The sequence below is a fragment of the Pseudomonas sp. IT-232MI5 genome (genome assembly GCF_949767845.1).
Lineage (GTDB): Bacteria > Pseudomonadota > Gammaproteobacteria > Pseudomonadales > Pseudomonadaceae > Aquipseudomonas.
In genome coordinates, this window is the sequence record NZ_CATKQE010000044.1 from 27,652 (window position 1) to 46,301 (window position 18,650).

Consider the following 18,650-nt stretch of genomic DNA (forward strand, 5'->3'; position numbering starts at 1 on the left):
GCATGGCAACGGTAATGAAGAAGGTTGACGCAGTCATCGTTGGTTTTGGCTGGACCGGCGCGATCATGGCCAAGGAGCTGACCGAAGCGGGTCTCAACGTGCTGGCGCTGGAGCGCGGGCCGATGCAGGACACCTACCCCGACGGCAACTATCCCCAGGTGATCGACGAACTCACCTACAGCGTGCGCAAAAAACTCTTTCAGGACATCTCCAAAGAGACGGTCACTATTCGCCACAGCGTCAACGACATCGCCCTGCCGAACCGCCAGTTGGGCGCGTTTCTGCCCGGCAATGGTGTTGGCGGCGCCGGTCTGCACTGGTCGGGCGTGCACTTTCGCGTCGACCCGATCGAATTGCGCATGCGCAGCCATTACGAAGAGCGCTACGGCAAAAGCTTTATCCCCAAGGACATGACTATCCAGGACTTCGGCGTCAGCTATGAAGAACTGGAGCCGTTCTTCGATTTCGCCGAAAAAGTCTTCGGCACCTCGGGCCAGGCCTGGACCGTGAAGGGCCAACTGGTCGGTCAAGGCAAGGGCGGCAACCCGTACGCACCGGATCGCTCCAACCCGTTTCCGCTGGAGGCGCAGAAGAACACGGTATCCGCACAGCTGTTCGGTAAAGCGGCGACAGAAGTCGGTTACAAACCCTACAACCTGCCGTCCGCGAACACCTCCGGGCCGTACACCAATCCTTACGGTGCGCAGATGGGCCCGTGCAACTTCTGCGGTTTTTGCAGCGGTTATGTCTGCTACATGTACTCCAAGGCTTCGCCAAACGTGAACATTCTGCCGGCGCTGAAACCTTTGCCGAATTTCGAGTTGCGACCTAACTCGCACGTGCTGCGGGTCAACCTCGACAGCACGAAATCCAAAGCCACCGGCGTGACCTACATCGACGGCCAGGGTCGCGAGATCGAGCAACCGGCGGATCTGGTGATTCTCGGCGCGTTCCAGTTGCACAACGTGCGTCTGATGCTGCTCTCCGGCATCGGCAAGCCGTACGACCCGATCAGCGGCGAAGGCGTGGTCGGGCGTAACTTCGCCTACCAGAACATGGCGACCATCAAGGCGTTCTTCGACAAGGACACCCACACCAACAACTTCATCGGCGCCGGCGGCAACGGCGTGGCGCTGGACGACTTCAACGCCGACAACTTCGACCACGGCCCGCACGGCTTTGTCGGCGGCTCGCCGATGTGGGTCAACCAGGCCGGCAGCCGGCCGATTGCCGGCACCTCGAACCCGCCGGGCACCCCGGCCTGGGGCAGTGACTGGAAACGCGCGACCGCCGATTACTACACCCACCAGGTGTCGATGGACGCCCACGGCGCGCATCAGTCTTATCGGGGCAACTACCTTGATCTCGATCCGGTGTACCGCGATGCCTACGGCTTGCCGCTGCTGCGGATGACCTTCGACTGGCAGGAAAACGACATCAAGATGAACCGCTTCATGGTCGAGAAAATGGGCAAGGTCGCCGAAGCGATGGGGCCGAAAGCCATTGCCGTGATCGGCAAGAAAGTCGGCGATCACTTCAACACCGCCTCTTACCAGACCACCCACCTCAACGGCGGCGCGATCATGGGCACCGATCCGAAGAAGAGCGCGCTGAACCGCTACCTGCAGAGTTGGGACGTGCATAACGTCTTCGTTCCGGGTGCCTCGGCGTTCCCGCAAGGCCTGGGTTACAACCCGACCGGCCTGGTTGCCGCACTGACCTACTGGTCGGCGAAGGCAATCCGCGAGCAGTACCTGAAAAACCCCGGCCCGCTGGTTCAGGCTTAAGGAGCGATGACCATGAAAAATCTCGTTATCGCGACCCTGGCGCTGCTCGGCAGTGCCTCCACTCATGCGGCCGACGTTGATCAAAGCTTGATCAAACAGGGCGAATACCTCGCCCGCGCCGGTGACTGCGTGGCCTGCCACACCGCTAAGGGTGGCAAACCGTTCGCCGGTGGCCTGCCAATGGAAACCCCGATCGGCACGATTTACTCGACCAACATCACCCCGGACAAGACCGGCGTCGGAGAATACAGCTTCGAAGACTTCGATCAGGCCGTGCGCCATGGCGTCGCCAAAAACGGCAGTACGTTGTACCCGGCGATGCCGTATCCGTCCTACGCCCGTGTCAGCGAAACCGACATGCAAGCGCTGTACGCCTACTTCATGCACGGCGTAGAACCGGTGGCGCAAGAGAACAAGGCCAGTGATATTCCATGGCCGTTGAGCATGCGCTGGCCGCTGATGGGCTGGCGCTGGATGTTTGCGCCGAAGGTCGAGGACTACAAAACGACAAGTGCCGACCCGGTGATCGACCGTGGTGCCTATCTGGTCGAAGGCCTTGGCCATTGCGGCGCTTGCCATACGCCGCGCGCCCTGACCATGCAGGAAAAATCCCTGAGCGCTGCCGATGGCAGCAACTTCCTCGCCGGCAGTGCGCCGCTGGAAGGCTGGATCGCCAAGAGCCTGCGCGGCGATCACAAGGATGGCCTCGGCAGTTGGAGCGAGGAGCAACTGGTGCAGTTCCTCAAGACCGGTCGCAGCGATCGCAGCGCCGTGTTCGGCGGCATGAGTGATGTGGTCACCCACAGCATGCAATACATGACCGACGCTGATCTGACCGCAATTGCCCGCTACCTCAAGTCGCTGCCGGCCAGTGATCCTAAAGATCAGCCGCATCAGTACGACGAGAAAGCGGCGAAAGCCCTATGGAATGGCGATGACAGTCAGCGCGGTGCTGCGGTATACATCGACAACTGCGCAGCGTGCCACCGCACCGATGGCCACGGCTACACCCGGGTGTTCCCGGCGCTGGCGGGCAATCCGGTGCTGCAATCGGAAGACCCCACTTCGTTGATCCACATCGTGCTCAAGGGCGGCACGTTGCCGGCGACGCACACGGCACCGTCGACCTTCACCATGCCGGGCTTCGCCTGGCGCCTGTCGGATCAGGAAGTGGCGGATGTGGTGAGCTTCATCCGTGGCAGTTGGGGTAATAAAGGTGCGCCGGTTAACGCTGAGGATGTGGCCAATCTGCGCAAGAACGATATGCAGACGACTTCCGGGGATGATTTGGGGCAAGTCACCACGCATAACTGACGGATGTGATTGATACGCCGCTGGCACGGTTCGACTTTTCGTGTGGTGTCAGCGGCCGATCAACGCTTGGACTGAAAGCCTTTGAACTGCACGAATGCATCGGCCAACTGCAGATAAAGCTTCTCGTCGTATTTGTCGGTGTCGCCATCGCCGTCAGTATCGATGGCGTCTTCGGAGATCAAGTCATAACGGCCATTGGCCTGCGACGACGAAGCAAAAAGCGAATAGTCGTAATCCATCATTTCGGTCGCGTCTTCACTGTAGTGATAAAACGCGATTTCCGGACTTCCATCTCGATCCATATCCGCAATTTCCAGCAGTATTCTGATAGCCATGGATGAAACCCTTCAGATTGATTGCGTGTTTGAGATTAGGCTTGGCGAGAATTCCGGTCTACTGTCAGAGTTGACAGGGTGTATGCCCAGCCAGCCCTTGACTGATCACCTTCCATTCACAGTGTCTTCTTCTAAAACAATAAAGCCCTGCATGAATTTTCATGCAGGACTTTATTGTTATTTGTTTGCGACTCTTGCACTTTCAATTACGGATTAACGATACTTACATAAGCCTTGGCCAATGCAATCAACTTCGCCTTGTCGTCGTTATCAATATAGCCATCACCGTCTACATCTTTCTTGTTGTTACGAATAGTGAATGTCTTGCCACGGTCGCTGGACACCGCCACCACGTAGATCGAATCGACCAGCCCTTCGGTGGATAGCTCATCTTCAGCGTTCCAGCCCAGTTCCTTGCGGGCCAGTTGCATGGAAACGATAGTATTTGGCTCCGACGCATTCGGCAGCATCAACTGCAAGAACACACCACGTTGATTGAGATACGACACGAATTAAATCCTTTTTAATTTAGTTATCGGCCAAGTGCCGATAGAAGTAACCAAGACTATATTCGATAACTTGTCGCGACAACGGGGCATATGTATCTCGGATTGTACTTTGCACTTATATATAAACTTTTCCAGTCAGCAAGTTTCCCATCGCTGAACGGTACTGGATCACAGTGGCCCCGCTCATGTACTGTATGCATATACAGATCAGGAGCCTGCCCAAATGATCAATCCTCTACCGCCTCGCGGTCGCGGCACCGCCAGCAACCCGCACAACCGCTTCGCGCCGAACCGATCGGTGGCCGAGGATGACGGCTGGTACCAGGAAGTGCCGCTGACTCAAGGCACCGAGGTGATGATCGAAACCGCAAAGAGCATCATCACCCGCAACACATCTCCCGATCTGCCCTTCGACCGCTCGATCAATCCTTATCGCGGCTGCGAGCATGGCTGCATCTATTGCTACGCACGGCCCAGCCATGCCTATTGGGATATGTCGCCCGGGCTGGATTTCGAAACCAGGCTGATCGCCAAGACCAACGCCGCCCAGGTGCTGGAAGAACAGCTCGGAAAGAAAGGCTATCAATGCGCGCCGATCAACCTGGGCTCCAATACCGATCCGTATCAGCCGATCGAGCGCGAACACAAAATCACCCGGCAGACCCTCGAAGTGCTGCTGCGTTATAAGCACCCAGTGACCATCGTCACCAAAGGCTCGCTGATTCTTCGCGATCTAGATCTGCTGACCGAGTTGGCCGAACAACGGCTGGTCGCGGTGATGATCAGCCTGACCACACTCGATGATGTGCTCAAACGCATCCTCGAACCGCGCGCAGCGGCACCCAAAGCGCGCTTGCGCGCCATTCGGGTCATGCGCGAGGCCGGCATTCCGGTCGGCGTGCTGTGTTCGCCGATGATTCCGATGATCAACGACAGTGAAATCGAAAACCTGCTCAACGAGGCCCACGCAGCCGGTGCGCAAAGCGCGGCGTACATGATGCTGCGCCTGCCGCTGGAGGTGGCGCCGTTGTTCGAGGAATGGCTGGCGGCGCACTATCCGCAACGCGCCGCACACGTGCTGAGCCTGATCCGCCAGAGCCGTGGCGGTGAGCTCTACGACAGCCGTTTCGGCGCACGCATGCGCGGCGAAGGGGTGTTCGCCGACCTGCTCGCGCAACGATTTGCCAAAGCCATCAAGCGTCTTGGCATGAATCATCGCGAAGGCTATAACCTCGATTGCACGGCCTTCTGTCCGCCGGGTCGCCAGATGTCGTTGATTTAGCGACAATTGGCCTATGGTTGAGGGGTTGGAATCCTTCCGCCGAAATCACCCAGTCACGGTTTTTGTGACCTGGAACACACGTTCTAGAGCGTTTGATTCAGTTTGAGTTAAGTTTCGGCGGCTACCTTGTTCATCGAGTGACTGACGGGTCGGGATGACCCGGATGTTTTAAACAGCCACTGGCTTCATACCGGAATACATGGGAATGACTCCCCTAATCCGCCAAAGAGGATGAATCATGAGTGACAAGGATAAACAGCCGTTGGCTGCGTCGGCGCAAACCCCTGAAGCGGAATCCGCCGATGCAGCGCTGCGACAGATCGTAGACGGCTTTTTGCATTTTCATCATGAGGTCTTCCCACAGCAGGAAGAGCTCTTCAAGAAACTCGCCACGGCGCAGGCGCCCAAGGCGATGTTCATTACCTGCGCCGACTCGCGCATCGTCCCTGAGCTGATTACCCACAGCTCGCCCGGCGATCTGTTCGTGACCCGTAACGTCGGCAATGTTGTGCCGCCGTACGGGCAGATGAACGGCGGCGTTTCCACCGCAATCGAATACGCGGTATTGGCGCTCGGCGTGCAGCACATCATCATCTGCGGCCACTCCGATTGCGGCGCCATGCGTGCAGTGCTCAATCCGGACAGCCTGGAAAAGATGCCGACGGTCAAAGCCTGGCTGCGCCACGCTGAAGTCGCGAAAACCATGGTGCATGAGAACTGTAACTGCGCCGACGAAAAAGAAAGCATGCCGATCCTCACCGAGGAAAACGTCATCGCCCAATTGCAGCACTTGCGTACCCATCCTTCGGTAGCCTCGCGCATGGCGAACGGTCATCTGTTCATCCATGGCTGGGTCTACGACATCGAAACCAGCGAAATCAAAGCTTACGACGCGGATCAGGGCCGTTTCCTGCCGCTCGACGGTAGCCATCCGATTCCGGTGGCGACGCCCAAAGCGCGCTTCTAAATCTTCCTAAACATCTGTGTGGTTTGACGCCGGCCGCTGTTTCAGCGGTTCGGCGAAGCCATGCCTGAAGAAAACTTCGGGAGAATCGCCATGCGTGCGGCTCAATTGAAAGCGGTGTTGCCACGGGAGCTGCTCGCTTCAGTGGTTGTGTTTCTGGTCGCCCTGCCGCTGTGCATGGGTATTGCTATTGCCTCCGGGCTGCCACCGGCCAAGGGTTTGATCACCGGGATCATCGGCGGTCTGGTGGTCGGTTGGTTGGCGGGCTCGCCGTTGCAGGTCAGCGGGCCGGCGGCGGGGCTGGCGGTGTTGGTGTTTGAACTGGTGCGCCAGCACGGCATCGAGATGCTCGGGCCGATTCTGTTGCTTGCCGGTTTTCTGCAACTGGTCGCCGGCCGCTTGAAGCTCGGCTGCTGGTTTCGGGTTACGGCGCCAGCGGTGGTGTACGGGATGCTGGCGGGGATTGGCGTGTTGATCGTGCTGTCACAGGTGCATGTGATGCTCGATGCGTCACCGAAGCCCTCGGGGCTGGATAACCTGACGGCATTCCCGGCGGCAGTGGCACAAGCGCTGCCGTCGTTTGGCTGGCAGGCGGGTTTGCTCGGACTGTCGACGATTGCAGTGATGTGGTTGTGGGAGAAGTTTCGCCCGCATTCGCTGCGCTTCGTTCCGGGCGCATTGCTCGGTGTCGGTCTGGCAACCGGGGCAAGTCTGTTGCTCGCTTTGCAGGTCAAACGCGTCGAGGTGCCGGCGAATCTGGCGGAGGCCATTGATTGGCTCAAGCCTGCGGACCTGCTTAGCCTGGCCGACCCTACGCTGTTGATCGCCGCGTTCGCCGTGGCATTCATTGCCAGCGCCGAGACGCTGCTCTCCGCGGCTGCGGTGGATCGCATGCACAGCGGCGTGCGATCGGACTTCGACCGTGAACTGTCGGCGCAAGGGGTCGGCAACATGCTCTGCGGTCTGCTCGGTGCGCTGCCGATGACCGGGGTAATCGTGCGCAGTTCGGCCAACGTCCAGGCCGGTGCGACCACGCGTTACTCGACGATCTTCCATGGCCTGTGGCTGCTGGCGTTCGTGTTGTTGCTGTCGAGCGTGCTGCAAAGCATTCCGGTGGCGAGTCTGGCGGGGGTGCTGGTTTACACCGGGTTCAAACTGGTCGATCTCAAAGCGTTTCGAGGTCTGGGCCGTTATGGACGGATGCCGATGTTCACCTATGCGGCGACGGCGCTGGCGATCATCTTCACTGACCTGCTGACCGGGGTGTTGATCGGTTTCGGTCTGACGCTGTTGAAACTCGCGTTCAAAGCGTCGCGGTTGAAGATCAGCCTGATCGATCTGCCACAGGATGGTGAGATGGAGTTGCGTCTGGTCGGCGCGGCGACATTCCTCAAGGTGCCGGCGCTGACGCAAGTGCTGGGCAGTATTCCGCAGGGGACGACGGTGCATGTGCCGCTCAATAACCTGAGCTACATCGACCATTCGTGTCTGGAGTTGCTGGAAGAGTGGGGCCGGGCGAATGCGGCGAAGGGCTCGAAGCTGTTGATTGAGTCGCGTGGGTTGAAGCGCAGGCTTGAGGGACGGATTCGAACTACTACCGGTATCGGCGCCGCCGGCTAAATCTTCCCGCCTGAACAAAAACCCTGTGGGAGCTGGCTTGCCAGCGAAGACGGAGTGTCAGTCACTGACAATGCTGACTGATCCACCGCTATCGCTGGCAAGCCAGCTCCCACAGGTATTTGGGTGTCGCTCAGGATTACGCGGCAGGCTGGTCCAGTTCCAGGCCCACACCCAGTCGGCGGCTCATGCACGGCCAGCGTTTCCACGCGGCGCCGGTGTCCGGGCTGCTGAGTTTTTCGCGGTAGGCTTCTACCGATTCCAGCGCAAAACTTTCGTCGTTGAGCATCTCGTCGATCGCGTGATGCACCGCTTCGTCCAGTTGGTTGGCAAATTCCTCACCGATCAATTGGTGAGCAATCAAGTTGGCGACCGTCATGTCCAAGGGGATCAGTGGCTGGCCGAAATGCTTGATGTACAGGTCGTTGACCTCTTCGACAAAACGGTGCGCCAGATAGGCTTCATCCAGCAGGCTATCCAGGCCAACGTGCCCGGCCATGATGGCTGGCGGCTGCAGGAAATACTGCTCGGCGATTTTCAGCACCGGTTTGATCTGCGATTCGATTCCCGCTTCCCTGGCGACTTCATTGGCTGCATCCAGCAGGTCTGGCACTTCATCGATATAGGCGGCGACAAAACGCGTCAGCACGCCTTGGGCGTCGGCTTCTGGCAATTGGATCGCCGGGTGTAAATGAGGCAGCTTGCTCTCCAACTGACGGGTCAGCAGGCCGGTGTCTTTTTCGTGTTGTTGGGCTTTTTGGATCTGCTCGCGCAATGCGGCGGTGTTCATGAAAACTCCAGGAAACAAGGCAATGAAATAGGGAAGACATAAGTTAGCTGGCTTACGAAAAATGCTAAGACGCATTTGTCATAATTATTTCATCCTTGATGCGCCTGCGTTATATCGGTTTGCCACCACTCGTCTGCATCCTTCTCCATTCGTGCCCTTGAACGCAAGTACTGGCTGTTTCAGTTGATTTACGTGTGCACATTGCAATTTCCCGTCGCTGTCTATACTCGCCAGTGAATGGAGTTAGCTGATGACGCCCGACTGCACCCGCAGCAAGGCCCGGCGATTCAAGTTCGTAGTCTGATGCAGCCGCTCCCTTGCCGCAGGCGAAAGCCGGCGGGATAACAAGAACGATAAGGGGAACCCGCAATGATGCGACATCCACACGTCTGGATGGGCCTCCTGTTGTGGTCGATTTTCAGTCCCGCGCATGCCGCATGGACTGTGAATATGGCGCCTGGAGCGACTGAAATCAGTCACGCAGTATTCGACCTGCACATGACCATATTCTGGATCTGTGTGGTGATCGGGATCATCGTCTTCGGCGCCATGTTCTGGTCGATGATGGTGCACCGCCGTTCTACCGGGCAGGTCGCCGCAAAATTCCACGAAAGCACCACCGTCGAAATTCTCTGGACCGTCGTACCGTTCCTGATTCTGGTAGCGATGGCCGTGCCGGCGACCGCCACCCTGATCAAGATGTACGACACCAGTGAGCCGGATATCGATATCCAGATCACCGGTTATCAGTGGAAGTGGCACTACAAATACCTGGGTCAGGACGTCGAGTTCTTCAGCAATCTGGCCACCCCCGCCGAGCAGATCCACAACAAGGAAACCAAGGGCGAGCATTACTTGCTCGAGGTCGACAAGCCATTGGTGCTGCCGACCGGGGCCAAAGTGCGCTTCCTTGTGACTTCTGCCGACGTTATTCACTCCTGGTGGGTACCGGCCTTTGCGGTGAAACGCGATGCGATTCCGGGGTTCGTCAACGAGGCGTGGACGCGCATCGACAAGCCCGGCATCTACCGTGGTCAATGCGCCGAACTGTGCGGCAAGGATCACGGCTTCATGCCGATCGTGGTCGAGGTCAAGGACAAGGCCGACTACGACAAGTGGCTCGCCGAGCGCAAAGCCGAAGCCGCGCAGCTTAAAGAGCTGACCAGCAAGGATTGGACCCTCGACGAACTCAAGGAACGCGGCGACAAGGTCTACCACAGCACCTGCGTTGCCTGTCACCAGGCTGAAGGCCAAGGCCTGCCGCCGATGTTCCCGGCGCTCAAAGGCTCGAAAATCGCCACCGGCCCGATCAAGGATCACCTGAGTATTGTCTTCCACGGCAAGCCCGGTACCGCCATGGCGGCGTTCGGCAAGCAGCTGTCGGAAGTCGATATCGCAGCGGTCGTGACCTACGAACGTAACGCCTGGGGCAACAACAAAGGCGACATGGTCACGCCAAAAGAAGTGCTGGAGCTGAAACAGGCGGAAAGCAAATGAGCCGGTCTATCGCGTACCTCGTGAACCGGCCGGGGCAACGCGCCCCGGCCCGCCCCGTCCACTCACGTAAAGGAGACCGGCCATGAGCGCTGTCATTGATGACCATGGTCATGCCGACCACGCCCACGGCCCCGCCAAAGGCCTGATGCGCTGGGTGCTGACCACCAACCACAAGGACATCGGCACGCTGTACCTGTGGTTTGCGTTCTCCATGTTCCTGCTCGGCGGCACGTTCGCGATGGTGATTCGCGCCGAACTGTTCCAGCCCGGATTGCAGATCGTCGAACCGGCGTTCTTCAACCAGATGACTACCATGCACGGTCTGGTGATGGTCTTCGGTGCGGTGATGCCGGCCTTCGTCGGCCTCGCCAACTGGATGATCCCGTTGATGATCGGCGCGCCGGACATGGCCCTGCCACGGATGAACAACTTCAGCTTCTGGCTGCTGCCGGCGGCGTTCCTGATCCTGGTGTCGACCCTGTTCACCCCCGGTGGCGGGCCGAACTTTGGCTGGACGTTCTACGCACCGCTGTCGACGACCTACGCGCCGGAAAGCGTGACGTTCTTCATCTTCGCCATCCACTTGATGGGGATCAGTTCGATCATGGGCGCGATCAACGTGGTCGCGACCATCCTCAACCTGCGCGCCCCCGGCATGACCCTGATGAAAATGCCGCTGTTCGTCTGGACTTGGCTGATCACCGCGTTCCTGCTGATCGCGGTAATGCCGGTGCTGGCCGGGTGCGTGACGATGATGCTGATGGACATCCACTTCGGCACCAGTTTTTTCAGTGCTGCCGGTGGCGGTGACCCGGTGCTGTTCCAGCATGTGTTCTGGTTCTTCGGGCATCCCGAGGTGTACATCATGATCCTGCCGGCCTTCGGCGCGGTCAGCTCGATCATTCCGACCTTCTCGCGCAAGCCGCTGTTCGGCTATACCTCGATGGTCTACGCCACGGCGAGCATTGCGTTCCTGTCGTTCATTGTCTGGGCGCACCACATGTTCGTGGTCGGCATTCCGCTGGTGGGCGAGCTGTTCTTCATGTACGCGACGCTGTTGATCGCGGTGCCAACCGGGGTGAAGGTGTTCAACTGGGCCAGCACCATGTGGCAAGGCTCGCTGACCTTCGAGACGCCGATGCTGTTTGCCGTGGCGTTCGTGATCCTGTTCTCCATCGGCGGTTTCTCCGGACTGATGCTGGCCATCGCCCCGGCGGACTTCCAGTATCAGGACACCTACTTTGTGGTCGCGCACTTCCACTATGTGCTGGTGCCGGGGGCGATCTTCGGGATCTTCGCCTCGACCTACTACTGGCTGCCGAAATGGACCGGTCACATGTATGACGAAACCCTCGGCAAGCTGCATTTCTGGCTGTCGTTTGTCGGCATGAACCTGACCTTCTTCCCGATGCACTTCGTCGGTCTTGCGGGAATGCCGCGACGGATTCCGGACTACAACCTGCAGTTCGCCGACTTCAACATGGTCTCCTCGATTGGCGCGTTCATGTTCGGCGCCACGCAGATCTTCTTCCTGTTCATCGTGATCAAGACCATTCGCGGCGGTCCGCCAGCACCGGCCAAGCCTTGGGATGGTGCGGAAGGTCTGGAGTGGAGCGTGCCGTCACCGGCGCCTTATCACACCTTCACCACACCGCCGGAAGTGAAATGAAACGCCTGACTTTTGTAGGAGTGAGCCTGCTCACGATGGCGGTGTGTCAGGCACACCGCGGTGGACCCATCGCGAGCAGGCTCACTCCTACAGGGTTTGGTGGGGAGGCATGAACCATGGCTGACTCGATCTCGCTGAAAAAACTCGTCACCCGTCTGCTCGGGGTGGTGGTGGCGATGTTTGTCTTCGGCTTTGCCCTGGTGCCGATCTACGACGTGATGTGCAAAGCCTTCGGCATCAATGGCAAGACCGGTGGGCAGTACGAGGGTGAGCAGGTGGTCGACACTTCCCGCCAGGTGCGTGTGCAGTTTTTGTCGACCAACACCGCGGATATGCCATGGGACTTCTACCCCAAGCACGACGAACTCACCGCCAATCCCGGCGCGGTCAACGAGATGATCTTCATCGCGCGCAATCCCACCGACAAACCGATGAGTGCGCAAGCCGTGCCGAGCATCGCGCCGAGCAACGCGGCGGCGTATTTCCACAAGACCGAATGCTTTTGTTTTACCCAGCAGGTGCTGCAACCCGGTCAGCAGATCGAGATGCCGGTGCGCTTCATTGTTGACCGCGACATGCCCAAGGATGTGAAGCACCTGACGCTGTCCTACACGCTGTTCGATATCACCGCCCGACATCCACCGGTGGCTGTAAACACTGGCGGTTGAGCGTGCCCGATAAGGAGAACAATAAATGGCAACTCATGAGCACTATTACGTTCCGGCCCAGAGCAAATGGCCGATCATCGCCACTTTCGGCATGGCCATTACCGTGTACGGCCTGGCCGTCTGGTTCAACGATCTGAAGGCGACGCGTCCGGAATCCCACGGCCCGTACATCTTTTTCGTTGGCAGCCTGTTGCTGGCGTACATGCTGTTCGGCTGGTTCGGTACGGTGATCAAGGAAAGCCGCGCAGGGCTCTACAGCGCGCAGCTGGATCGCTCGTTCCGCTGGGGCATGAGTTGGTTCATCTTCTCTGAAGTGATGTTCTTCGTCGCCTTCTTCGGTGCGCTGTTTTATGTGCGCCACGTCTCCGGGCCGGCGCTCGGCGGTGAAGGCACCAAAGGCATCGCCCATATGCTGTGGCCGAACTTTCAGTTCACTTGGCCGCTACTGCACACGCCGGACCCGAAACTGTTCCCGCCGCCCAAGGACGTCATCAGCCCGTGGGGCCTGCCGCTGATCAACACGATCTTGCTGGTCAGCTCCAGCGTGACCATCACCATCGCACACCATGCCTTGAAGAAGGGCCATCGCGGCGCGCTGAAAATCTGGCTGGCGATCACCGTGCTGCTCGGCTGCGCGTTTCTCGGTTTCCAGGCTGAGGAATACATTCACGCCTATCACGAACTGGGCCTGACCCTCGGCTCGGGCATTTATGGCGCGACGTTCTTCATGCTCACCGGTTTCCACGGCGCCCACGTGACCATCGGCACGATCATTCTGTTCGTGATGCTGATGCGCATCATGAAGGGCCACTTCGACAACGAGCACCAGTTCGGCTTCGAAGCGGCGAGCTGGTATTGGCACTTCGTCGACGTGGTCTGGATAGGCCTGTTTATCTTCGTTTACGTGCTCTGAGGACCAGAGTTACCAAGGCGCATGCGATACCAGTTGGCCGCTGTAGAAACCCCAGGCGATCAAGCCGACGGTGGCGGCGGCCAATGCCACCCGAACACTCAAGGCGATGACCAGGCGATTCGAGCTGCTGTCGTCCTTGACCAGGAAAAACAGGCCGCTGAACAGGCTGATCACCGTGGCAATCAGCATCAGGACGATGGCTGTTTTGAGCATGGGAAGAACTCCGGGGGACAGGCGATGCAGTTGAGTATAGCGATCGCAACGACTGACTTTGTGGCGCAGCCATGAAGCGTTTTCGCCCGGGCGTGATACCGACTGTGGTAGTGGCGTTGTTGCTGCCGCTGCTGGTGTCGCTGGGCTTCTGGCAATTGAGCCGGGGCGCGGAGAAAACCGCCCTGCTCGCCAGTTACGCCGAACGCCGCGCGGCCGAACCGATGGCCAGCACTGAGTTGCTGAACAGCGCCGATCCGGCCTATCGCCGCGTGCATCTGCACGGTCAGTTCGATGCCGGGCACAGCTTGTTGCTGGATAACCGCCAGCGGAATGGCAAGGTTGGCGTCGAGTTGCTGCAACCGTTTCAGGATCAACGCAGCGGTCTGTGGCTGCTGGTCAATCGCGGCTGGTTGCCGTGGCCGGATCGCCGCGTGCCGCCACAATTCACTACGCCCACTGAAGCGTTGAATGTCGATGCCTGGGTCTACGTCGCCCCCGGCGCTACTTTCCAGTTGCACGCCGATCCGGTCAGCAGCACCTGGCCGCAAACCATCACTGCCGTCGAACCCACCAAGCTGTGGAAAACCCTGGATCGCGACGGCTTCGCCTACGAATTACGCGCCGAACCCGGCCCGGCCAGCTACGAGGCCGATTGGCCGGTGGTTGCCATGGGCCCGGAAAAACACCTCGGTTACGCCGTGCAGTGGTTCGCCATGGCCACCGCCCTGCTCGGCCTCTACGTCTATTTGGGCTTGCACAACGCAAAGGAGAACCACCATGGGAACGGCCATGAATCCACCCAGCATGTCTGAGGCGAAACCTGCCGCCACCCGTCGGCGCGGACGCATTCAATTGCTGCTGATCGTGCTTGGCGTGATCGGGCCGATGGTGCTCGCCACGGGTATGTACAAATTGCAGTTCTGGGTACCGGAAGGTCGCAGCTATCACGGCGAACTGATCGGCAACGGCCAGACCCGCGCCGACCTCGGCGTGCAGGCCAACGAGGAGCGCTGGCAGATCCTGGTCACCGCGCCGAAGGATTGCGCGGTGGATTGCCAGCAACTGGTGTATCTGGCGCGGCAGATTCAGATCGGCCTCGGTCGTGATGCTGGCCGCGCCAGCCACGCTCTCGCCGTTGCGCAACCGGTCAGCACTGATTACGACGCCAAGCTGACCCGCGAATATCCACAGCTGCAACGCTACCCGCTGGACGCTGGTGTGTTCAGCAAAGCGACTGGCGACAAAGCCACGCCGCAACTGTGGATCATCGACCCGCACGGCAACCTCGTGCTGCGTTACGAGCCGAATGTGAAGGGCAAGGATCTGCTCAACGACCTGCGTCATCTGCTGAAACTGTCGAACATCGGATAAGGGCATCGTCATGGCCAAACCTGGATTTCGCCTCGCGCTGTTTGCCACCCTGCTGGCCCTGATTGTGGTGCTGCTCGGCGCCTATACGCGCCTGACCCACGCCGGCCTCGGCTGTCCGGACTGGCCAGGCTGCTACGGCTTTATCAGCGTGCCGAAAAGCGAAGCCCAACTGGCCCACGCCGAACTGCATTACCCGGACTCGCCGGTAGAGGCGCACAAGGGCTGGAACGAGATGATCCACCGCTACTTTGCCGGCACCCTCGGCCTGCTGATTTCGATACTGGCCGGGCGCGCCTGGGTCAATCGTCGTCATCCGGGGCAACCGCTGAAGCTGCCGCTGTTCCTGCTGGCGGTGGTGTTTGCGCAAGCGGCGTTCGGCATGTGGACGGTGACGCTCAAACTCTGGCCGCAAGTGGTCACCGGGCATTTGCTCGGCGGTTTTGCGACGTTGAGTCTGTTGTTTTTACTGACGTTGAGATTGTCAGGGGTGCTGCCTGCGCTGACCGTGCCCAAGCGTTTGCAGTATTGGGCGACGGCGGGATTGTTGTTGGTGATTGGTCAGATTGCGCTGGGAGGCTGGGTCAGCTCCAACTACGCGGCAGTGGCGTGCATCGACTTTCCGACCTGCCATGGGCAATGGCTGCCGCCGGCGGATTTCGCCAATGGTTTTCACCTGACCCAACACATCGGCCCGAACTATCTCGGTGGGCAACTCGACAGTGATGCGCGCACGGCGATTCACCTGACTCATCGTATTGGTGCGCTGTTGGTGACGTTGGTGCTGCTCGGTCTGGCCTGGCAACTGAAAGTGGTCGGCATGACGCGGCTGGCCGGCCTCGTGCTGATCGCCCTCGCCGCACAGATCAGCCTCGGCATCAGCAACGTGTTGTTCCATCTGCCGCTGCCGGTGGCGGTTGCGCATAACGCCGGCGGTGCGGCGCTGTTGCTGACCATGGTGCTGGTCAATTACCACGCGCGCACCAGTCTGGTTCGGGTCAAACAACCGGTGCTCGCGCGCTGGCGCTTGAGCCCGCGTAAACACGCGGCCGCGCCCATCACTATTAAAGGAGAAACGCCGTGGCGATTCTGATTGGCGAACGCCCGCATCAGGCGATCTGGCGTGATTACCTGGAACTGACCAAACCGAAAGTCGTGGTGCTGATGCTGATCACCTCGCTGGTCGGCATGTTCCTCGCGACCCGCGCCGGGGTGCCGTGGACGGTACTGGTGTTCGGTAATCTGGGCATTGCGTTGTGTGCCGGTGGCGCGGCGGCGGTCAACCATGTGGTGGATCGGCGCATCGATGCGGTGATGGCGCGCACGCACAAACGGCCGCTGGCTGAAGGCCGGGTTTCGCCGGCGGCGGCGCTGACGTTTGCGTTAGTGCTGGCGCTGCTCGGTCAGGCCTTGTTGCTGACGTTCACCAATCCGCTGACGGCTTGGCTGACCCTGGCTTCGCTGCTTGGTTATGCAGTGATCTACACCGGTTTCCTCAAACGTGCGACGCCGCAGAACATCGTCATCGGTGGTCTCGCCGGCGCCGCCCCACCACTGCTCGGCTGGACGGCTGCCACCGGTCACGTCAGCGCCGAACCGTTGTTGCTGGTGCTGATCATCTTCGCCTGGACCCCGCCGCACTTCTGGGCGCTGGCGATTCATCGCAAAGAGGAATATGCCAAGGCTGACATCCCGATGCTGCCGGTCACCCACGGCGAGCACTACACCAAGGTGCACATTCTGCTCTACACCTTCGCTCTGCTGGCGGTGAGTCTGCTGCCGTACGTGATCCACATGAGCGGTGTGCTCTACCTGATTTGCGCGCTCGCCCTCGGTGCAAGGTTTCTGCAATGGGCCGTGGTGCTGTACCGTGGCACTCGGCCGCACGCGGCGATCAACACCTTCAAGTACTCTATCTGGTACTTGTTTCTGCTGTTCATCGCCCTGCTCGTAGACCACTACTTACTGTTGAACCTATGACTCGAACCCAGAAAACCGTCTTCATCCTCGTCGCCGTGATCGCGCTGATCCTGGGACTTACCGTCAACAAAGTGCTGAGCGGCAAGGGCCAGGGCGACCCGACTGCGTTGATCGACGCCGGCATTATTCTGCTGCCGCAGAGCCGCAATCTGCCGGACGTGACGATGACCGATCAGGACGGCAAGCCGGTGGCGATCAACGAGCTCAAAGGTAAGTGGAGTCTGCTGTTTTTCGGCTACACCTTCTGCCCGGACATCTGCCCGACCACCCTCGCCCAGTTGCGGCAAATCAAAAGTGAACTGCCCAAGGACGCTGTGGACAAGTTGCAGATCGTGCTGGTCAGCGTTGACCCGAACCGCGATAACCCGAAGCAGTTGAAACAGTACCTGGGTTACTTTGATCCGCAGTTTGTCGGCCTGACGCCGACCTCGATCGAAGAGCTGCAGAAGGTCGCGAATGCGGTGAGTATTCCGTTTATTCCGGCGGATACCAGTAAGCCGAATTACACCGTCGACCATAGCGGCAATCTGGCGGTGATCGGGCCGGATGGTACGCAGCGCGGGTTTATTCGAGCGCCGTTGAACAACGCCAAACTGGTCGCGCAGTTGCCGGTGATGCTTAACCGCAAATAAAAGCTGAAGAGTGAAAAGCCCCTCACCCTAGCCCTCCCGAAACGTCGGACCGCCCAGAGGGAGAGGGGACTGATTGGGGGATATTGGGGAGCCACACCGAATTGAACGTCCTGCTTTGAATCCATAATCGCCAAGACCTTTCAGGTCGATGTGCTTTGCCGAATCCATAATCGACTGGATCCTTCAGGTCGATGTAGAACGCAAGACACCTCGATCGGCCCCCTCTCCTTCGGGAGAGGGCTGGGGTGAGGGGAAGCTTCACAGCAGGTCCAAAGCCAGACACAAAAAAGGGGACGCTCATAGCGTCCCCTTTTTCGTTGCAGCGATCTAAATCAGAACGCCGGCAATACCGCGCCCTTGTACTTCTCGGTAATGAATTTCTTCACTTCCGGGCTGTGCAGCGCAGCGGCCAGTTTCTGCATGGCGTCGCTGTCCTTGTTGTCCGCGCGGGACACAAGGATGTTCACGTACGGCGAGTCGTTACCTTCAATCACCAGCGCATCCTTGGACGGATCGAGCTTGGCTTCCAGCGCGTAGTTGGTGTTGATCAGCGCCAGATCGACCTGGGTCAGCACGCGCGGGATGGTCGCGGCTTCCAGTTCACGGATCTTCAGGTCTTTCGGGTTGGTCGCGATGTCTTTGACGGTCGACAGGATGTTGGTCGGATCCTTCAGCGTGATCACGCCAGCCTTGGCCAGCAGCAACAGGGCACGGCCGCCGTTGGTGGCGTCGTTCGGGATCACCACGTTGGCACCGCTTGGCAGATCCTTCAGATCCTTGAGCTTGCTCGAGTAAGCACCCAGCGGTTCCAGGTGCACACCGGTCACGGCGACCAGGTTAGTACCCTTGGCCTTGTTGAACTCATCGAGGTACGGCTGGTGCTGGAAGAAGTTGGCGTCCAGGCGTTTTTCCGCGACCTGTACGTTCGGCTGAATGTAGTCGGTGAAGACCTTGACCTTCAGCTCCACGCCTTCTTTGGCCAGTGCTGGCTTCACAAACTCGAGGATTTCTGCGTGCGGCACCGGAGTGGCGGCAACGGTCAGGGTTTCGGCGTGGGCCGAGAATGCTGCAACGGCAGCGAAAGCAGCGATCAGTTTTTTCATTCAGCTAAC

Annotated in this window: 19 protein-coding genes; 14 read left to right on the top strand and 5 right to left on the bottom strand. The window is 59.3% G+C overall.

Translation table 11 applies throughout. The features are described from left to right. The first annotated feature begins 2 nt into the window (after nucleotides 1-2). Both ACM6JQ_RS18615 and ACM6JQ_RS18620 read left to right on the top strand, forming a co-directional pair. Entirely contained in the window at nucleotides 3-1,787 is a 1,785-nt protein-coding gene (locus ACM6JQ_RS18615) for a GMC family oxidoreductase (RefSeq protein ID WP_007911713.1), read from the top strand. A gap of 12 nt (nucleotides 1,788-1,799) precedes the next feature. Continuing rightward, a complete protein-coding gene (locus ACM6JQ_RS18620) occupies nucleotides 1,800-3,101 on the top strand; it encodes a c-type cytochrome (RefSeq protein ID WP_414894477.1) in 1,302 nt (433 codons plus the stop codon). 59 nt (nucleotides 3,102-3,160) lie between these two features. Here ACM6JQ_RS18620 and ACM6JQ_RS18625 read toward each other — a convergent pair whose 3' ends face one another. Both ACM6JQ_RS18625 and ACM6JQ_RS18630 read right to left on the bottom strand, forming a co-directional pair. After that, nucleotides 3,161-3,436, bottom strand: a complete 276-nt coding sequence (locus ACM6JQ_RS18625) for a hypothetical protein (RefSeq protein ID WP_007911717.1) — start codon at nucleotides 3,434-3,436, stop codon at nucleotides 3,161-3,163. 206 nt (nucleotides 3,437-3,642) lie between these two features. Continuing rightward, a complete protein-coding gene (locus tag ACM6JQ_RS18630) occupies nucleotides 3,643-3,945 on the bottom strand; it encodes a hypothetical protein (protein WP_414894478.1) in 303 nt (100 codons plus the stop codon). A 223-nt stretch (nucleotides 3,946-4,168) separates the two neighbouring features. On the opposite strand from ACM6JQ_RS18630, the gene ACM6JQ_RS18635 reads away from it, so the two are divergent. The 3 genes from ACM6JQ_RS18635 to ACM6JQ_RS18645 all read left to right on the top strand — a co-directional run bounded on the left by ACM6JQ_RS18635 (nucleotide 4,169) and on the right by ACM6JQ_RS18645 (nucleotide 7,811). Beyond that, nucleotides 4,169-5,227: a PA0069 family radical SAM protein gene (locus ACM6JQ_RS18635; RefSeq protein ID WP_414894479.1), complete on the top strand. Its 1,059-nt coding sequence runs from the start codon at nucleotides 4,169-4,171 to the stop codon at nucleotides 5,225-5,227. 238 nt (nucleotides 5,228-5,465) lie between these two features. Next, nucleotides 5,466-6,194 carry a carbonic anhydrase gene (locus ACM6JQ_RS18640; RefSeq protein ID WP_007911720.1) on the top strand — a complete coding sequence of 243 codons (729 nt, stop codon included), beginning with the start codon at nucleotides 5,466-5,468 and terminating at the stop codon, nucleotides 6,192-6,194. Between the two features lie 90 nt (nucleotides 6,195-6,284). Then, the gene (locus tag ACM6JQ_RS18645; RefSeq protein ID WP_007911721.1) at nucleotides 6,285-7,811 is read left to right on the top strand and encodes a SulP family inorganic anion transporter; all 1,527 of its coding nucleotides are present in this window, start codon (nucleotides 6,285-6,287) and stop codon (nucleotides 7,809-7,811) included. Between the two features lie 136 nt (nucleotides 7,812-7,947). Here ACM6JQ_RS18645 and ACM6JQ_RS18650 read toward each other — a convergent pair whose 3' ends face one another. Beyond that, nucleotides 7,948-8,598 (bottom strand): hypothetical protein, encoded by a 651-nt coding sequence (locus tag ACM6JQ_RS18650; RefSeq protein ID WP_042609002.1) that lies wholly within the window; start codon nucleotides 8,596-8,598, stop codon nucleotides 7,948-7,950. Nucleotides 8,599-8,967: 369 nt separating this feature from the next. On the opposite strand from ACM6JQ_RS18650, the gene coxB reads away from it, so the two are divergent. From coxB to ACM6JQ_RS18670, 4 genes are all read left to right on the top strand, one after another. Beyond that, entirely contained in the window at nucleotides 8,968-10,095 is a 1,128-nt protein-coding gene (gene coxB / locus ACM6JQ_RS18655) for a cytochrome c oxidase subunit II (protein WP_414894480.1), read from the top strand. An 82-nt stretch (nucleotides 10,096-10,177) separates the two neighbouring features. After that, a complete protein-coding gene (gene ctaD / locus ACM6JQ_RS18660) occupies nucleotides 10,178-11,764 on the top strand; it encodes a cytochrome c oxidase subunit I (RefSeq protein ID WP_007911725.1) in 1,587 nt (528 codons plus the stop codon). A 116-nt stretch (nucleotides 11,765-11,880) separates the two neighbouring features. Beyond that, on the top strand, nucleotides 11,881-12,432 hold the full coding sequence (locus ACM6JQ_RS18665) for a cytochrome c oxidase assembly protein (RefSeq protein ID WP_414894481.1): 552 nt from the start codon (nucleotides 11,881-11,883) through the stop codon (nucleotides 12,430-12,432). Nucleotides 12,433-12,457: 25 nt separating this feature from the next. Further along, complete coding sequence (locus ACM6JQ_RS18670; RefSeq protein WP_007911729.1) at nucleotides 12,458-13,345, top strand: cytochrome c oxidase subunit 3; 888 nt, start codon at nucleotides 12,458-12,460, stop codon at nucleotides 13,343-13,345. Nucleotides 13,346-13,354: 9 nt separating this feature from the next. Here the strand turns inward: ACM6JQ_RS18670 and ACM6JQ_RS18675 are convergent, their stop codons facing one another. Beyond that, nucleotides 13,355-13,558 (bottom strand): twin transmembrane helix small protein, encoded by a 204-nt coding sequence (locus tag ACM6JQ_RS18675; protein WP_007911731.1) that lies wholly within the window; start codon nucleotides 13,556-13,558, stop codon nucleotides 13,355-13,357. Between the two features lie 71 nt (nucleotides 13,559-13,629). On the opposite strand from ACM6JQ_RS18675, the gene ACM6JQ_RS18680 reads away from it, so the two are divergent. From ACM6JQ_RS18680 to ACM6JQ_RS18700, 5 genes are read left to right on the top strand one after another with little or no spacing between them, the layout of a single operon-like run. Further along, nucleotides 13,630-14,370: an SURF1 family protein gene (locus ACM6JQ_RS18680; RefSeq protein ID WP_007911733.1), complete on the top strand. Its 741-nt coding sequence runs from the start codon at nucleotides 13,630-13,632 to the stop codon at nucleotides 14,368-14,370. Beyond that, on the top strand, nucleotides 14,336-14,929 hold the full coding sequence (locus ACM6JQ_RS18685) for a hypothetical protein (protein WP_414894482.1): 594 nt from the start codon (nucleotides 14,336-14,338) through the stop codon (nucleotides 14,927-14,929). Before ACM6JQ_RS18680 ends, ACM6JQ_RS18685 begins: the two co-directional genes overlap by 35 nt. 10 nt (nucleotides 14,930-14,939) lie before the next feature. Then, nucleotides 14,940-16,019, top strand: coding sequence for a COX15/CtaA family protein (locus ACM6JQ_RS18690; protein WP_007911737.1), 1,080 nt, complete (start codon nucleotides 14,940-14,942; stop codon nucleotides 16,017-16,019). Further along, nucleotides 16,007-16,906: a heme o synthase gene (cyoE, locus tag ACM6JQ_RS18695; protein WP_038365028.1), complete on the top strand. Its 900-nt coding sequence runs from the start codon at nucleotides 16,007-16,009 to the stop codon at nucleotides 16,904-16,906. The genes ACM6JQ_RS18690 and cyoE overlap by 13 nt, the downstream gene beginning before the upstream one ends. Next, a complete protein-coding gene (locus ACM6JQ_RS18700) occupies nucleotides 16,903-17,538 on the top strand; it encodes an SCO family protein (RefSeq protein WP_007911741.1) in 636 nt (211 codons plus the stop codon). The genes cyoE and ACM6JQ_RS18700 overlap by 4 nt, the downstream gene beginning before the upstream one ends. Nucleotides 17,539-17,870: 332 nt before the next feature. Here ACM6JQ_RS18700 and ACM6JQ_RS18705 read toward each other — a convergent pair whose 3' ends face one another. Then, nucleotides 17,871-18,641 (bottom strand): MetQ/NlpA family ABC transporter substrate-binding protein, encoded by a 771-nt coding sequence (locus tag ACM6JQ_RS18705; protein ID WP_007911743.1) that lies wholly within the window; start codon nucleotides 18,639-18,641, stop codon nucleotides 17,871-17,873. Nucleotides 18,642-18,650 lie beyond the last annotated feature (9 nt).

Bases quoted from the DNA above. Each gene is read 5' to 3' on its own strand.
- ACM6JQ_RS18615 (WP_007911713.1), top strand. From the start codon at position 3: ATGGCAACGGTAATGAAGAAGGTTGACGCAGTCATCGTTGGTTTTGGC.
- ACM6JQ_RS18620 (WP_414894477.1), top strand. From the start codon at position 1,800: ATGAAAAATCTCGTTATCGCGACCCTGGCGCTGCTCGGCAGTGCCTCC.
- ACM6JQ_RS18625 (WP_007911717.1), bottom strand. From the start codon at position 3,436: ATGGCTATCAGAATACTGCTGGAAATTGCGGATATGGATCGAGATGGA.
- ACM6JQ_RS18635 (WP_414894479.1), top strand. From the start codon at position 4,169: ATGATCAATCCTCTACCGCCTCGCGGTCGCGGCACCGCCAGCAACCCG.
- ACM6JQ_RS18640 (WP_007911720.1), top strand. From the start codon at position 5,466: ATGAGTGACAAGGATAAACAGCCGTTGGCTGCGTCGGCGCAAACCCCT.
- ACM6JQ_RS18645 (WP_007911721.1), top strand. From the start codon at position 6,285: ATGCGTGCGGCTCAATTGAAAGCGGTGTTGCCACGGGAGCTGCTCGCT.
- ACM6JQ_RS18650 (WP_042609002.1), bottom strand. From the start codon at position 8,598: ATGAACACCGCCGCATTGCGCGAGCAGATCCAAAAAGCCCAACAACAC.
- coxB (WP_414894480.1), top strand. From the start codon at position 8,968: ATGATGCGACATCCACACGTCTGGATGGGCCTCCTGTTGTGGTCGATT.
- ctaD (WP_007911725.1), top strand. From the start codon at position 10,178: ATGAGCGCTGTCATTGATGACCATGGTCATGCCGACCACGCCCACGGC.
- ACM6JQ_RS18665 (WP_414894481.1), top strand. From the start codon at position 11,881: ATGGCTGACTCGATCTCGCTGAAAAAACTCGTCACCCGTCTGCTCGGG.
- ACM6JQ_RS18670 (WP_007911729.1), top strand. From the start codon at position 12,458: ATGGCAACTCATGAGCACTATTACGTTCCGGCCCAGAGCAAATGGCCG.
- ACM6JQ_RS18675 (WP_007911731.1), bottom strand. From the start codon at position 13,558: ATGCTCAAAACAGCCATCGTCCTGATGCTGATTGCCACGGTGATCAGC.
- ACM6JQ_RS18680 (WP_007911733.1), top strand. From the start codon at position 13,630: ATGAAGCGTTTTCGCCCGGGCGTGATACCGACTGTGGTAGTGGCGTTG.
- ACM6JQ_RS18685 (WP_414894482.1), top strand. From the start codon at position 14,336: ATGGGAACGGCCATGAATCCACCCAGCATGTCTGAGGCGAAACCTGCC.
- ACM6JQ_RS18690 (WP_007911737.1), top strand. From the start codon at position 14,940: ATGGCCAAACCTGGATTTCGCCTCGCGCTGTTTGCCACCCTGCTGGCC.
- ACM6JQ_RS18700 (WP_007911741.1), top strand. From the start codon at position 16,903: ATGACTCGAACCCAGAAAACCGTCTTCATCCTCGTCGCCGTGATCGCG.
- ACM6JQ_RS18705 (WP_007911743.1), bottom strand. From the start codon at position 18,641: ATGAAAAAACTGATCGCTGCTTTCGCTGCCGTTGCAGCATTCTCGGCC.